The organism is Parabacteroides caeci (assembly GCF_023656795.1).
Classification (GTDB): domain Bacteria; phylum Bacteroidota; class Bacteroidia; order Bacteroidales; family Tannerellaceae; genus Parabacteroides; species Parabacteroides segnis.
The window spans coordinates 18,216-33,413 of the sequence record NZ_JAMOKT010000008.1; the positions used below are offsets into that span (position 1 = coordinate 18,216).

Here is a 15,198-nt window from a genome sequence, read left to right on the forward strand (position 1 = left end):
CAAATTCAAACAGTCTCCATGAAAAATATAATCTACTTCTTCATTGTTTTTATATTGCTATCTTGCAATCAGTCTCAAAAACAATTTTCCTATATCGACTTATCAGCGTCTACACCTTTAGACTCGGCTGAAGTTATTTATACTTTTGATGATAAATATCCGATCAGTATCAGGCTCATCGACTCTCTGATGTTTGTCATACTGGTTAAGTCAGACACGTGCCTGACAGTCATTAATACAAATACCAAAGAAGTCATTGCCTCTTTGGGACCTGTTGGAAACGGCCCGGATGATCTTGTCTCTCCCAGCTTCATTTTATCTACAGACAATCCTAACGTATTGATCGAAGATGTAAACTTACAGCGGATTATTAAAATAAACACAGATATCGACAGTCTAAAATTGCAGGACTATACCCAATATCCCGAATCACTCTTCGGCAGTAGCGAACTGAACCTATCGGAGAACTTTATAGTAGGAAGGAAAGTAAATCCCAAAGAAAAGAAAATGTTTTTCGTCTACAACAGAAATAAAGGAACAACCGCTGAGGCTGATTACTTTCCGGAATTAAATGCTCCGTTATCAGACTATAACTACACATACGCCCCTGTTCTGGCCCTGAATGAAAAACAAAACAGAGTTATCGCCGGAATGTACTTCTTTGACCTGTTTCATGTGTATGATCTGGAAGGGAGTCGTATAAAGACCTTCTGTTTCTCAGAAAATTGTGTTCCCAGCATAAATGCAGAGGCCAAAATGCTGGATCTACGGGAAGGATATGCAGGCATCATCCGTGCATATTCAACAACAAAGTATTGTTACCTGCTAAGGGTTGAATACAAACCGGAATACCCCGATGGCAAACAGAAGATAATTCAAATCGACTGGAACGGTAAGTTTATCAATTCTTACGATTTTACAGATGATATATCCGGACAGTTTTATGTAGACGAACATTCAAACAAGATATATCTTATACGAAATCACATGAATTCTGAAGGTGAAGATTTATTCGATATTGTCTCATACCCTACTAATTAAAAGATCTTTATACCCTCAATACACTTACAGGAGAACGAATAACTATCGATGCAAGCAGCCAATACACCTCCAACAAAGCCAACAAATGTCCTTCAACGACAGATTATTCAAAATGACAGATACATGGCATTGAAAATCCGCATTTCTTCGATGTAATGTATATTCCGGAATATCAAATGTATGCACGTTTACATTTTGCCGGTACAACCTTCGACACCCATAAAAATTTAGAAACAATAGCATATGAACGTGATTTGTATCTGATGCTATTTGACAAGTCTTTCAAAAAAGTATATGAAAGTAAATTAGCCTCGAACAGATTTAACCCTTACACGGGATGGAATATAATCAATAACGGTATCATACTTTTTGTTGACAACATTCATGATAAAAACGATTCCGATAATTTAATTGTAGATCTCATTCACCCAGATTAATTACAAACAGCTTCAAGGTAATCACTTCGTTATCCCTGTTCTCCTTTTTATCAAAATGACATTTTAAGTACTTCATAGTTTGAATATATGAACCTGAGGACGTGCAAGGGACTTTCCAAGCCATTCTCCGAAGGTTCGTTTATATCCTATTGCCAATAAAAGGAGAACAAATGATTAATTCCGAAAGTAATATAGGAGTTATTACAACCTTTTATTCTCTAATACTGATTTATAAGCAATTTATGAAAGATCATTTCATCTCATTATCAGACGCTTTCTGTAGAAAAAACATGCCAGAAAACATACTATTCGGAGCCCAAAAACACGCAAACCATTTAAAATTAAAGTTTTTTAACATTTTTCTTTACTAAACCGAACTCCAATCTCAGTTAAACTGAAAAAATATTCGTTTAAAACGAGATGAATTTTTGTTTAAACGAAATTCGATTTGACCGAAAAAACGAGTATAGAAAAGCATTATGTTAAATAATGTGTAAGAAAACTTGCTAAAACGGCCACTGTTAAAAATACACCCGTAAGTTTATCCGCTTATTATAAATCCTTTTAATGCAAAAACAGCACAACAAGCTCCTTTTTGACAATTGACACACCGCGATCTCAATGAAACAGATTTAGAAGATAAGATAGAGCAAACACCAGTATTTGCTGAAACATGACGACGACAATAATCGACTTATTTTCGCTTTTAATGATGATATTCAATTTGGTTATTTAGATCTCAATAATATCATATAAAGAAGTGCCAAATACTACACTTCTTTATTCTCTATCCGTTCTATGCATATTTCCATCTCGTCTTTTCCCTTGATTTGGTACCCTTTAGCCCGTATAGTTTCAATACTCAAAACGGGTATAGTCAGGTTCAAATCTCTCCGCAAGCGGAGCACTAACTGTTCCACTGTTTTTTTATCTACTCCTACATATTTATCTCCAAGAGCCTTATAGAGAAATTCATACGATTGAAAATAGTCTTTTCCCTGCGACAGGAAATAAAACAACTCAAATACCTTAGGAGTAAGTTGTATCGTCTGATCGCTGTAAAACAAAGAACATAGTCTTTCGTCATACCGAACAACATTATCAGTTGGTTGCAAAGGCAACTCCAATGATTCCTCCAACGATTCTGCCACAGGCTCTGTCTCAGGTTCTGTTAGCTGCTCTACCTTTTGCTCAACAGGTTCATCAGGTAAAGCCTGCTCTGTTTTCTGGGGCTGTTCATTTTCAGAAACAAATTGATCTGGAGATTTTGAAGACTTATTGTTCTGTTTTCTTTTTACTATCAATATTCCCAAAATCATAAGGACTATGGATAACACAACATAATAAGATATCCCCCACACTATGCTTTCTATCCAACCACCCTTAACATATCCTTCCAAAAGAATAATATCCTGAATATCTACTTTGTATGTCAACTTCAAGTAATCATGTAAGACTTTCACATCCTCTTGGCCGTAAAATGTCTTTTTATCTGTACTATTATTATAAAGTGATACTGCCGTTTTATAATCCAATCCATTCTCTTTCAACTTTAACCGGAAAAGACTATCCAAGTTTTCCAGTTTTACAGGGTTCTTGAGTGACAAATACTGCTGATCAGCCAGAAAATTTCCTTCATCAGCAGTATAAGGTTTAATGCTATCTCTTTTTAAATGCACAGTCTGATCTTCAGTTACTATTTCAATATTGGGTGAAACTGATGGAACAAATATCTGTTTCTTCTTTACTTTGGCTTCTCTCATCCTGTTCGTACGATCTTCCCATAAAGTTTGCTTCCAGATTTCAGTCACTTGGGTTCGCAAACTACAAGAATACCAATATCCTCCACTTATAAAGATTAGCAAAACCACTAAAATCCCAATTAACCCATATGATGAACCATTCTTCATTTCCATTTCTTATTTTAAAATACAAAAATAGTAAAGAAACACTCAAAAAGAGGCAAAACGAAGAAAAAAACGCCTTTACAGGTCTCATATAGGAGATTTATAAGAAATTTATAAGAGAATTATAGGAGTTCATCCGAAAAAGACTCTCTATTTTTGCACCAACAAACATAATACAGATATGAAGAAAAAACTAAAATTAGTAGGATTTGTAACTTGCCTGATCGCTGGTTGTTATTTTGGGTCTACCCCCAAAAACGATTTACCGTCTCTATTATTAGAGAATGTGGAAGCATTGGCCTACGGTGAACATGGAGATGGAGTCAATTGCTATGGCGATGGCTCTGTAGACTGTGACGGAGATTGGGTCGAAATGAGAATTTCAGGATTAAGTCTTGAATAAACAATGAAGCATCTCCTTTATACATTAATAGGTATTAGCTGCCTGGTCGCCTGCACGAGTTCTCCGGATTCGCACTTCCCCAGATACTCTGACTTTGCCAAAACCAAGGCGCTCAGTGCACAGGTAATTAACCTGGATACTATCCTCTTCCGTTACCCATTCCGGGTAACGGTCAGAGATAGTATTGCCGTTGTAATGGATCTACATAATATGGACCATTATTTACATGCCTTTACTTATCCGGGGTGGAAACACGTTGTCTCATTCGGCAGACGTGGAGAAGCACCGGAGGAGATGTTATCAGTTGCAAACTTTCAATTCAACTCCTTAGATTCTTTGTGGGCACTCGATCCCAACAAGATGCAAATTACACGTTGGAAAATATCTCCTTCTACCGGTTCCGCGGAACGGGTAGAGGAGATTAAATTAGACAAGAAACTGGTCCGTTCACTGGACTTTCGCACGATGGAATCGGGCTTTTTGATCCCAGACTATATGGGAGAGCACCGCATCTGGGAAGTCGACAACAACGGTAAACCGATAAAAAGCAGTGGCGAAATTCCCAGCGAAACAGCCAACGAAAAGACTGTCCGACCGGCATTAGCGCAAGCATGGCGAAGTTTCATAGATTATAATCCCGACACTGGCATATTAGCGATGGCTACACAGTTGGGAGAAGCTATCGAAATCTATAACCTAAAGGACGATACTCATAAAGTTTTGTACGGTCCGGCAGGAGAACCGGAGTTTAAAACAGGAAAAGACGGTTCAGGCATTCCTAACGGAATCATGGGTTTCAATGATATAAAAGTAACAAACAAATACATTTATGCGGTATTTCAAGGAATTAAATTCAAAGACAAATTAGCCGCCTATCAGCGGGGAGAACGTCTGGAAGACGGAGGAAGATTTATCTATGTATTCGACCTGCAAGGGAATCCGGTACAGAAATACACGCTTGACCACGCGATATATGGCATTGATGTAAACGAAGAAACAAATACAATCGTCGCTACCGAAGTGAAAAGCGATGATCCGATTATAGAATTTAAAATTTAAAGGACAAGATGAAAACTTTAAATCTAATCATATTAGTATTATTACCTATCTTCTTTTCCTGCAAAAACGAGCAGAAAGAAAAGGGGAAACAGATTGCGCAGTTGGTCAGCGAATGGCAAGGGAAACAAATTGTATTCCCGGAAAACTCAATATTTACCCGCTATTTGACAGATACTACGGATTATCAGATACCACAATCCGAGTATAAGGTATTAATATATGTAGACTCTATTGGTTGTACCAGTTGTAAACTACAATTACATAAGTGGAAAGAGTTGATCGAATATACTAATTCGGTAACACAAAATAAAGTACCTTTCCTCTTCTTCTTTCATCCAAAAGATGCCAAAGAAATACGTTACTTGCTGAAACGTGATGGTTTCGATCGTCCCATTTGTATTGATTTGGACGACCGGTTAAACAAATTGAACAAGTTCCCGGCTGATATGACTTTCCAGACATTCTTACTGGATAAGAACAACAAAGTCGCAGTTTTGGGTAACCCCGTACACAATACGGCAGTCAAAGACCTTTATCTGAAACAGATTACCGGAAAAGACACCCCAAACAAAAACATACCAAAAACTACCGCAGAAGTCACTCAAACAGAAATAGACTTTGGTACATTCGACAAATCGGAAATAAAACAAACAACCATAGAGGTTAAAAACACAGGGGACTGTCCCCTCGTGATTGTGGACGTAAGCACCACTTGTGGCTGCACGGCAGCCACGTATGACAAACGACCTGCGAACCCCGGAGAAACCCTCCGGGTGGGAATCAAGATGACACCGAAGGATACAGGGTTCTTCGATGAAGTCGTAACGATCAAGTATAACAGCTTGAATAATCAACATGTCAAACTTAAAATAAAGGGTATTGTTCGGTAACCGAACAAATGGGAGTTTGCTGCATCCCTGCAAGAATGTACAAACAAACTCCCTGTCTCCCCTTACAAATATGAAAGGAGGTGTATATGGCTACTTAGTAATCGATCTTTAGACCCTCAAGGAGGGAACAAAGATAATAAAAAGGAAAGAAATTGATTTTATAAACTTTAAAAAGATAAACACCATGAAAAGAATCATTGGTATCATCCTTATAGTTGTTGCAGCTGCAACGGGCGTCTGGAACTTCAACCAGACTCAAAACGAAATGGAACTATCAGACTTGGCACTAGCTAATGTAGAAGCGTTGGCAAGAGGAGAAAATGGAAATGGTTCAATGAACCAAGAATATGTTTGTAGAAAATGTGGTGCAACTTTTGAAGGATGTTTCTGGTGTACAGAAGATCCTAATTATTGCAATTGTACAGCAAGTGGACATTCATGTTAAAAAAGTTTTACAGGAGAATAATATTATTCTCCTGTAATTTACAACAATTTCTAATAAACAATTATAATATGAAATACTCCTTTTTATCATTAACTATATTCATTCTTATTCTTACTTCTTGTAATAACAAAAGTAATATTTCTAGTACAACTCATCAAGCTCTTTCAATAAGTACAGATAATTGTATCTTGGAAACTGAAAAGCCTGCATTATCTAAGTTACGCTACATTAAACTTGAAACAAAAGAAGAGTGTCTCTTAGAAGATGTTAGTAAAGTAATATGTTATAATAACAAATTATACATTTTATCAACACCTGGAAATGGGAATGTATATACCTTTGACAATAATGGCAATTATCTATACAAGATGAACAAAGGTGAAGGTCCAGAAGATATCATGTATCCTACAGATATCACAATAAATGAAGAGAAAAAAAGCCTTATCATTTTAGATGCTTATAGAAATATAAAAGAATACAATACAGAAAATGGTCGTTTTTTAAACAAAACAGTTATAAAAGAACCATTCTTTTCAATAGAGACAATTGGAAATGATTTTTTACTATTTGATCCTAATAGCCAAGCAAAATCAGAGTTTTATATGCGATATTTACAAGAGGGAGGTAAATATAATAGTTTATTCCCAAAAATAACAAAAGGAAGTTTCTTCTCCTTACCCAATTTTTTCACAAAAATCAATTCAGAAGCAATTTTAGTTTCTTGCATTTTTACTGATACAATATATCATATCAATAATGATGAAAAGCGACTAACTCCATATCTTATTTTAAACTTTAAAGGTGAAAATGCAAACGCACCCCAATATTTGGATGAAGCACAAACCCTAGGTAAATATTTAAAAAATGCAAGAGATCATAAATTAATAACAGGTCCTTGTGATTTAAGTTATTTCGATGAAAATTTATTTTTCACATTAAAGGGGAAAGATAATTATTTTGTCACTTACTATAAAAAAGATAATAAAGCATTTTTACATAAAAATTTATTTGATGATCTCCCTAATATATATGCATCTACAGGGAGAACAGACAAAGAAGTTATATTTACAATAGACATTCCTTGGTTAATGGAATATTTTAAAGAAAATCCTCAAATTGAATCTGACATTATTAAACAATTAAAAAAAGAATGCAACAATGAAAACGACAATCCTGTTTTACTATTTGGTTCTTTTTAAACGAACTATCAAATTCACACTATCCTATTAATCTATATCAAAACACCATGAGCAACAAACTCCAAGGCTGGTTAGCCCCCAACACACTGACAGAAGATCCGAACGACCGCATCTTAGTACTTAACTCCGCCGGTACGGTTGACAACGAACAACTCTACGAAGAGATGCGCGAAGAAGACACCGGCCTGCGCCGGGAAACACTCGTTCACGTAGTCACCCTCTACGAACGAATCGTGGCACGGGCTTTGATGAACGGCCACAATGTTAACACCGGATTGTTCTACGCCGTTCCCCGCTTCATCGGACCGGTCGAAGACGGACAATGGAATCCGGCAAAAAACGACATCTACGTCGCATTCACTCAAAACCGCGTCCTACGCGAAGAAATACGAAATACCAAAGTTGAAATCCTGGGTGAAAAAGCTGACACTATTTATATCACCGGCGTTCAGGATTGCAGCAACAACATAAAAGACGGACATATCACGCCGGGACGTAACTTCCGCATCACCGGTTCGCGTATCCGCATCGAGGGAACAGACGAAAAGGTCGGTATCACCTTCCGCAACCTGGCAGACGACACGGTGACAAAAGTTACTTCCGACATGTTCGGTACAAACAATCCTTCGGAACTGATATTCATCGCTCCCACAGGGTTGACTGACGGAGAATATGAAATGACGGTGACAACGCAATATTCAGGAAATACGCAACGTTTCCTAAAAACACCACGCAGTATTAACCGCATCGTATATGTGGGTGCCGTCAAAGGAGAAGAGGGTGGTGACAGACCTGAAATTGAATAATACAGAACAACTGCTTTTGTTTGCATTCCCTAAACACTCCTGTTTGGACATCACAAACAACCGTGTTTAGGGAGCATAAACAGGGGTGTTTAGATAACGCAAACAAAATAGTTTATTTTTATGTAACCTGAGAGCAAGTTCTGTCAAGGAACAAAAAGGAAGTCTGCCTAATAGCCTGACAACCGTTACGGCAAACTTCCCCGACTGCTCTCCTAAAAAGAAAGGAGGTATATCAAAATCACTTAAAATCAAGAAACAGAATGATATTAGTATCAAATAAAACTTATATCATTCGAATATCTAAGCCCAAGAGAGTAGGCAAAGATAGAAAATTAACTGAATTACAAATTAAATACCAATTAAGATCATGAGGAAAAAGATCTTTGGGGCAGTTCTTATCGCTGCTATGGCCGTTGCAGCCGGCTGGAATTACCAGCAGAACAAACAAAGTGTTGAGCTCTCAGAGCTAGCACTAGCCAATGTGGAAGCGTTGGCAAGAAATGAAGGTTCTACAACAAAATGTTGTCCTGATCCAGGGGACCAATGCGTTCTATCAAGTGGAGACATCTTAGGTGACCAAGATGAATATCCCAAAGATAAGGTATGCCCATAAATTAACGTATTCGCATTTCACCATGTTAAATTTTAGATTTAACAATCATTCTTATAGTAAGTTCTATCAGATTTTGAATTCTCATCAAGTACTGCATGAGAAAAAATACAGAACTTACCCTATATGAATATAAATGCGTTGGCAAACAACGAAAGTTCTGGCACTAAATGTTGTTCTACTCCCGAAGATTTCAATTATATTTCTTCTAGAGAGATACTTGTAGACTATGAGATATATTCCATAGATCATCCATATATCTAAAACAACAACAAAGTTCAGAATACAAATAACAAAATTGGGGTGTAAAAACGACCTTATTCTCGTTACTTGACACGAGATCACACTAGAAGCAACAATATATAAGATCTGTGTTTTGTGACACTATGTCAAGCAAGTGAGGATAAAGAATTTTGACACCCCAACTTAAAAACATAAAAATTATGAAAAACATCAATTACATTATTTTTTTATTATTACTTATCAGTTGTTCAGATAAAAGTAACGAATTAATAGAAATAAGTCATGCAAAATATTTTAACGATAAGAATTTTAAAGAAATAAAAAAAGTTAATCATGAAATATTCAATGATAACTTTATTGGTTATCCGGTAAGAGTAATTTCTATTGACACATTTCTTATAGCCGTAGATATGAAGAAAGATTCTATTTTTCATATATTTTCCACAAAATCAAAAAAATATTTAGGTAATTTTATTCCTAGAGGAAGTGGACCTAATGAATTAATAACATGTAGCAATATTACTCAATCCAATATTCCTAGAACATTTTGGGCGTTTGATATAAGCAGCAGAAAATTTTCAGAATACAATATAGATTCCTTATTTAACAATAAACAAGAGCTTAAAAGCACAATAAATTTCAACAAAATAAAATCAAAACTTATTGGCATTAATCAACCTCAATGGATTTCAGATAGTACATTTATATGCAATAGTTTATTTAAATACAATGAAAGATTTTTCATATTCGATAAAGAATTAAACTTAAAAAAGAAAATATATAATAATAACTTAAACATCTATGATAAATTTCCAGATAACATACTTGGTGATATATTTTCCTCTTTTATAAATGTAAAACCTGACAAATCAAAGATAGCCATAGCTGGTAGATATTTAGACTTATTAGAAATATACGACAGTAATGGCAATCTATTAGCAATGACAAAAGGTCCCAATAAAGATTTCAACTTCAAATTCGACATTGAAAGTTCTTTAAATCAGGGCACTATGATAAAACTTCCAGAAACACGAAGAGGATATATCGGAATAAAAACAACTAATAACTGTATTTATCTTTTGTATTCAGGAAAAGAACGCAGAAATCCTAATCATTACTCTTTCTCAAATACAATATATACATTTGATTGGAATGGTAATCCACTAAATAAATATGAATTAGATGCACAAATATCTTCATTTGCAATTGATGAGAAAGAGAACAAAATTTATGCATTACATCACGATGCATACATAATTACATACAACATGTAAAGTTGTAAAGAAAAGGAGCCAACTTCGCTGAGATAGTTGACAACGAACAACTCTACAGAAATATGTACGAAGAAAACATTGGATTGTGCGAGAAAATATTTTCTAAATAAACAGTTATTTATCACATGCAAAAAACATTCATATCAAGAATCTCCCTGCTATTAGCCACTTTCCTGATAGCCTGTACCTCTCCGGACAACCGACGTCTGGAGCAAGCCTTGCAATTGGCAGGTGACAACCGGGGCAAGTTGGAGAAAGTGCTGACGCACTATGCCGATGCCCCGGAAAAACTGGCCGCCGCCCGGCTCTTGATTATGAATATGCCGGGGCATATAGGCGTTGATTCATCCTGTGTCGAAAACATGCGACCGGTCTATGGCAAGCATGCCGCAATATCCGAAAAACATCTATGGCAACGTTCCTCCGAATGGTACAAGGAAATCGATTCCCTTTGGAAGAACGAAAGTCCCAAAATCCAGTCCCGGTTAACTCCTTCCCGGCAAGATGTCCGAACCGTCCGAGCAGAGCAACTCATCCGTGAAATAGACCGTTCTTTCAAGGCTTGGAAAGAAAATGCCTATACACAAAACGATTCATTCGAAGATTTTTGCAGGTACGTCCTACCCTACCGTTTTGCTGAAGGGACTTATTTTGACCAGGCACGGGATACCTTTTACCAAAGACATGCCTCTATCTTCAAGGACAATACGATGGACTTCAGGAAGGTGACGGACTCCTTGCACCGGATGTACAGCGACCTGATGCACAATAACTGGGCGGCAGCTTCCATGCCGATTTACAATGCCGCCTCTTTCGAACAGGTCAAACGCGGTTCATGCGACGACAAAGCCTGGTATAACTGCCTGATGATGTCGGCCCTCGGTATGGGAGTTGCTATCGACTTCGTGCCGGAATGGGGAAACCGAGCCGGGGGGCATAGCTGGAACAGCCTGATCGTTGGCGGAGAGTCATATCCCTTCGAACCGTTTTGGGACGATGACCGGTGGAAATACAAAAGGATTTATAATAATGAATGCTTCGACTTGTTGTGGGGCAAGTTCAGATTGCCGAAAGTCTATCGCCGTACATTCGAACATCATTTTTCCGGTCCATTGGGGAATGAGGCGGTTGCTAGAGAAGATATTCCTTCTCTATTCAAAAATCCTTTTATGGAGGACGTTTCTTCACAATATTTCCAAACAACGGATGTAAAAATAACTATTACGGAGCATATTCCCGAAAACACACGTTATTGCTATCTATGCGTTTTCGGGGCAAAAGAATGGCAACCCGTACAATGGGGTAAAATAGAATGGAACAAAAAGGTGACTTTCAAAGGGATGGGCAGGGATATCGTTTACTTGCCTATGTTCTACCAAAATGGAGTTTTAACACCTGCCGCATCTGCTTTTATCCTGACTAAAGACGGTAATTGCGAAAAACTGGAATGCAAAGAGGAGAAAATGCCGGTTACCGTACGAAACTATACCGCTTATCTGTATCCTGAAGAGATTGCCGAAGCGAAAGAAACACTGGTCGGGGCTTATCTCACAGGATGCAATGATTTGAATGCCTTAGCCGCTGATACTTTATATATGATGACAGACAGCATGGATACATGGGAAAATGAGATCAATCTTCCAGTTTCTCAAAAATACAGATATATACAATTAATATCTCCCAAAGACTCACTGGCACTCTGTGAAATATCTTTCTATGAACAGAATAAAGAGGATAAACCGATTCAAGGTGTAAAAGTTTCAGCCGATATCACACCGCTTGGCAATGGAGAGGAACTGAACATGGTTACCGACAGTCGTTCTGCCACAGGTTTCAGAGGCAGGTTCAACAACCCGGAAGATGGGAAAAATACACTTTGGTTTGATTTGGGTGCACCCAAGTCAATCAGTAGAATTTCATATATCCCCTATACAAAAAATTATTTACCTAAAGATATAGATATAGAATTATGGTATTGGAATAATCAATGGGTTAAAGGTGGTAGTTTAAAAGGTGATTATAATTTTATGACTTTTGAAAATATACCTCAAGGAACAATTTACAGAGTTAAGGTAAAAGGGACAAATGATCGTATCTTTGCCTATAAAAATGGTATTATTCGTTGGTATTAAGCATGAAAAAGCATTGGAAAAAAATAGCGCAATATACTGTAGACGTAACCTTTTGGTTATGTATGCTGGCTACGGCATGGTTCGCCACTCAGGTATTATTGTTTGCCTCCTTCAAAATCCCTAGTGATTCGATGGAACCGGAATTAACTACCGGAGATAATATCCTGGTCTGGAAGCCGACGATCGGACCGCGTATATTCAATCTGTTTGCTTCCATGCGAAATGAACAAACGGAGATTTATCGCATTCCCGGTTTCAAAAAGATAAAACGCAATGATATTCTCGTTTTCAATTTTCCGCATCCAAACAGTTGGGATAAAATCGAAATGCATATCCTCAAATATTATATCAAACGATGCGTAGGATTACCTGGCGATACCCTCTCCATTCAAAACGGTTTTTTCCATGTAAACGGAATAAATACACCTCTTGGTAATACGGATTCGCAAAAAAAGATTGCCGTTACAGAAAAGTTTCAAGAGGGCATATTCCATAGTTTCCCTTATGATGGTACTATCGGCTGGAGCATCAAGGAGTTCGGACCGCTTCATATTCCCGCCAAAGGGGATTCGATCCGGATGAATCGGACTAACTTTGTTTTATATAAAAAGCTGATTGAATGGGAACAACAGGGAACTCTTGAATACAAGGATTCCACATCTTTTCTTAATGGAAAACCGATCGACGGCTATCGTTTCCTGAAAAACTACTATTTTATGGCAGGCGATAACGGTATGAATTCGCAAGATTCGCGTTATTGGGGAATGTTGCCGGAAGAATATATCGTGGGGAAAGCATGGATTATCTGGAAATCGGTCGATCCGTATACGGAGAAATTCAGGTGGGAACGATTCATGAAAATAATTCATTAAAGAAATTAATCATGAAATACAGACAATATATAAGTTACTCATTACTCGCCATCAGCGGAGTTTTTCTGCTGTGCACCGTTTTTGCCACCAACACAGGGTTGGCTAACGGGCTGGTTACAGGGAAAGTTCTTTGGTTTCATCTGGCGATGTTGCTGCTGGCAGCATGCAGTCTGGTGGCGGCTGTTCTGATGAAACCGGCAAAGCCGTTTGTCTTTTCGGTCGCAGACGGATTGGTGCTGGTTTTGGCGGCTATCGTTGCACTTACTTATAACCGGCAGCTGGATCCCGAACCGGAGAAAATGTTGTTTGGCGGGCAATTAGTCGTATTGTGGTTTCTGCTGCGGTTCATATTGACCGGATGGCCGCAGTTACAGTTATTTTTCCTGGCGGTGGTTGTTGCGACCGGAGGGATTGAAGCCGTGTCGGGGATGCGACAGTTACATGGATTCGAAGGATCTAACCATTCCTTGTTCAAGCTGACCGGGGATTTTTATAATCCAGGGCCTTATTCGGGGTATCTCGCAATCGTATTACCGGTTTGCCTGTGGATGATCCTACGGCAAACAAAAATTTATCTGCATTACCTGGGATGGTTCGGTTTGCTGGCGATCATCGTCGTGCTTCCTGCCGGGATGAGCCGGACGGCATGGATAGCGGCTGCCGTTTCATGCGGATGGGTGTATTGGGTGCAACGGATCGGATGGGAAAAGACTAAAAGATACATGAATGGAAACCGGACCTTAACTATCGTATCTTCTATTTTGATCCTGATCTCCATAGCCGGTTCATTGGCGGGTATTTATCTGCTAAAGAAAGATTCTGCCAATGGCCGGCTACTTTTATGGAAAGTGACGGGACAAGCTATCAGGGAACAGCCCTGGACAGGAACCGGGACGGGTGGGTTTCCGGCTGGTTATGCAGAAGCACAGGCGGAGTATTTCACTTCGGGAAAGGCTTCGGAGACAGAGATGATGGTTGCCGGATGTCCGGAATACGGATTTAATGAATTCTTACAAATAGGTTTGGAACAGGGGCTGGTGGGTTTAATGGTTTTTGTATTGTTGTTAAGCTATTCCTTGTTCCGGGGGGTGAAAAACAGACAGGTGGGAGCGGCCGGAGGGATATTGGCACTGATGGTGTTCAGCCTGGCGGCGTATCCGTTGCAGTTGCCGGAGTTCTGGGTGGTGTTGGTGGTGTTGATGGGGGTGGCTAATAGTAATACTCCGGTTGACGCTGACACACCCCCTACCCCCTCTCGAGAGGGGAGGAAGATACTTTCTGTCGCTATGATAGGGGTGCTGGCTATATGTTGCGGGTGGATTTTCCGGCAACAGAAAGGGTATTATGAAGGATATAAAAAATGGAATACGTTGAAGATGTTGTATAATAGTAAGGCTTATGAGGCGGCAGGTGAAGGATATGAGGAACTGGTGCCGTTGATGGGACATAAACCGGAGTTCCTGTTCGAGGCTGCACAATGTTTAAATAGGGCTGAACGATATGCAGAAGCGAATAAGCTATTATATCGGGCTATGAAGTTAAGCGGTGATCCGATGATACGTTACATAGCGGCAAAAAATGAGCAGTCGATGGGAAACTATCAAAAAGCGGAAAATTTATTGCTGCATGCGATCGATATGTTACCGGAACGGATCTATCCGTATTACCTGCTTACCAAACTTTACTCGGAACCTACTTTCTTTCAGGAAGATAAGTTTATCAAAGCGGCTGACGCCGTACTGAAAAAAGAACCGAAAGTAGAGAGTACGGCTATCCGGGAAATGAGAACAGAAGTTAAAAACATGCTCAACAACATACGATCAGATCGTAATTAATTTATTTATATGCCATTTACGATAACATCGTAATAATATTTTTGT

The 15,198-nt window shown here is 38.4% G+C and carries 13 protein-coding genes; 12 read left to right on the forward strand and 1 reads right to left on the reverse strand.

Annotated elements, in window-relative coordinates; all coding sequences use genetic code 11:
* Positions 1-18: 18 nt before the first annotated feature.
* Positions 19-1,041 carry a BF3164 family lipoprotein gene (locus tag NBH15_RS05800; RefSeq protein WP_233567576.1) on the forward strand — a complete coding sequence of 341 codons (1,023 nt, stop codon included), beginning with the start codon at positions 19-21 and terminating at the stop codon, positions 1,039-1,041.
* Positions 1,042-2,248: 1,207 nt separating this feature from the next.
* Here NBH15_RS05800 and NBH15_RS05805 read toward each other — a convergent pair.
* Positions 2,249-3,394 (reverse strand): helix-turn-helix domain-containing protein, encoded by a 1,146-nt coding sequence (locus NBH15_RS05805; RefSeq protein WP_250822179.1) that lies wholly within the window; start codon positions 3,392-3,394, stop codon positions 2,249-2,251.
* Positions 3,395-3,566: 172 nt separating this feature from the next.
* Here NBH15_RS05805 and NBH15_RS05810 point away from each other — a divergent pair, with 172 nt between their 5' ends.
* The 11 genes from NBH15_RS05810 (at position 3,567) to NBH15_RS05860 (ending at position 15,153) form a co-directional block, all read left to right on the forward strand.
* Positions 3,567-3,788 (forward strand): NVEALA domain-containing protein, encoded by a 222-nt coding sequence (locus NBH15_RS05810; RefSeq protein ID WP_250822180.1) that lies wholly within the window; start codon positions 3,567-3,569, stop codon positions 3,786-3,788.
* Between the two features lie 3 nt (positions 3,789-3,791).
* Positions 3,792-4,847 carry a BF3164 family lipoprotein gene (locus NBH15_RS05815; RefSeq protein ID WP_250822181.1) on the forward strand — a complete coding sequence of 352 codons (1,056 nt, stop codon included), beginning with the start codon at positions 3,792-3,794 and terminating at the stop codon, positions 4,845-4,847.
* A gap of 8 nt (positions 4,848-4,855) precedes the next feature.
* Positions 4,856-5,737, forward strand: a complete 882-nt coding sequence (locus tag NBH15_RS05820; RefSeq protein ID WP_250822182.1) for a DUF1573 domain-containing protein — start codon at positions 4,856-4,858, stop codon at positions 5,735-5,737.
* 184 nt (positions 5,738-5,921) lie between these two features.
* Positions 5,922-6,182 (forward strand): NVEALA domain-containing protein, encoded by a 261-nt coding sequence (locus NBH15_RS05825; protein WP_250822183.1) that lies wholly within the window; start codon positions 5,922-5,924, stop codon positions 6,180-6,182.
* Positions 6,183-6,250: 68 nt separating this feature from the next.
* Positions 6,251-7,381 carry a DUF4934 domain-containing protein gene (locus NBH15_RS05830; RefSeq protein ID WP_250822184.1) on the forward strand — a complete coding sequence of 377 codons (1,131 nt, stop codon included), beginning with the start codon at positions 6,251-6,253 and terminating at the stop codon, positions 7,379-7,381.
* A gap of 47 nt (positions 7,382-7,428) precedes the next feature.
* Positions 7,429-8,187: a DNA-binding domain-containing protein gene (locus tag NBH15_RS05835; protein ID WP_250822185.1), complete on the forward strand. Its 759-nt coding sequence runs from the start codon at positions 7,429-7,431 to the stop codon at positions 8,185-8,187.
* 367 nt (positions 8,188-8,554) lie between these two features.
* A complete protein-coding gene (locus NBH15_RS05840; protein ID WP_128135824.1) occupies positions 8,555-8,800 on the forward strand; it encodes an NVEALA domain-containing protein in 246 nt (81 codons plus the stop codon).
* 440 nt (positions 8,801-9,240) lie between these two features.
* On the forward strand, positions 9,241-10,314 hold the full coding sequence (locus NBH15_RS05845; protein WP_244050320.1) for a BF3164 family lipoprotein: 1,074 nt from the start codon (positions 9,241-9,243) through the stop codon (positions 10,312-10,314).
* A 125-nt stretch (positions 10,315-10,439) separates the two neighbouring features.
* Entirely contained in the window at positions 10,440-12,446 is a 2,007-nt protein-coding gene (locus NBH15_RS05850; protein ID WP_250822186.1) for a hypothetical protein, read from the forward strand.
* A 2-nt stretch (positions 12,447-12,448) separates the two neighbouring features.
* A complete protein-coding gene (gene lepB, locus NBH15_RS05855; protein ID WP_250822187.1) occupies positions 12,449-13,318 on the forward strand; it encodes a signal peptidase I in 870 nt (289 codons plus the stop codon).
* Positions 13,319-13,329: 11 nt separating this feature from the next.
* Complete coding sequence (locus tag NBH15_RS05860; protein WP_250822188.1) at positions 13,330-15,153, forward strand: O-antigen ligase family protein; 1,824 nt, start codon at positions 13,330-13,332, stop codon at positions 15,151-15,153.
* The last annotated feature ends 45 nt before the right edge of the window (positions 15,154-15,198 follow it).